Origin of the sequence: Stenotrophomonas pictorum JCM 9942, from assembly GCF_001310775.1 — a bacterium.
In the GTDB taxonomy this organism is placed as follows: Bacteria; Pseudomonadota; Gammaproteobacteria; order Xanthomonadales; family Xanthomonadaceae; genus Stenotrophomonas; species Stenotrophomonas pictorum.
This window is the reverse complement of sequence record NZ_BAZI01000796.1, coordinates 1-580: the sequence shown is the minus strand read 5'-3', so window position 1 is coordinate 580 and position 580 is coordinate 1. Positions and strand designations below refer to the sequence as shown.

The window sequence follows — 580 nt, the reverse complement described above, 5'->3', positions numbered from 1 at the left end:
CCGGCCGCGCCCTGCGTGCGGCAGCCCGGCGCCGTCTCCGCCCAGGCCCGCCGGGCGGGATCAGGCCAGCCCGTATTCCTTGAGTTTCTTGCGCAAGGTGGCGCGGTGGATGCCCAGCATCGACGCCGCACGGCTCTGGTTGCCTTCGCAGTGGTTGAGGATTTCCACGAACAGCGGGATCTCCATCTCGCGCAGCACGATCTCGTAGACATCGTCGGCGTCGCAGCCGTCAAGATCGCGCAGGTAGCGCCGCACGGACTGGGCAACGTGTTCGCGAAGCGGCGGCTTCGGAGCGCCGCGACTGGTGTCAGGACGTGGAGGGGCAGCGTTCAAGGGAGTTCCCGGATTCAGCAGAGGCGGGCGCGCGGCCCGTCGTGAGGGGAGGGAGTCTAGCGCGTGGGCCGGCGCGCTGCCACGCCGGTACCGCGGTTACTGGAATTCGAAGTTGAACGCGACCGTGGCCGCGGCCGGTTCGCGCAGCCGGAAGGATACCTGCGCGCTTTGCCCCGGCTCCAGCCGTGCCTGGGGATCGGCGCCCTTGCGAGGTAGTCGGCCGGCAGCAGCGTGCGGCGGCCGATCA

The 580-nt window shown here is 70.2% G+C and carries 1 protein-coding gene; it reads right to left on the bottom strand.

Annotated elements, in window-relative coordinates; translation table 11 throughout:
* Nucleotides 1-60: 60 nt before the first annotated feature.
* Entirely contained in the window at nucleotides 61-333 is a 273-nt protein-coding gene (gene fis, locus JCM9942_RS17740; RefSeq protein ID WP_054661077.1) for a DNA-binding transcriptional regulator Fis, read from the bottom strand.
* Nucleotides 334-580: the final 247 nt, after the last annotated feature.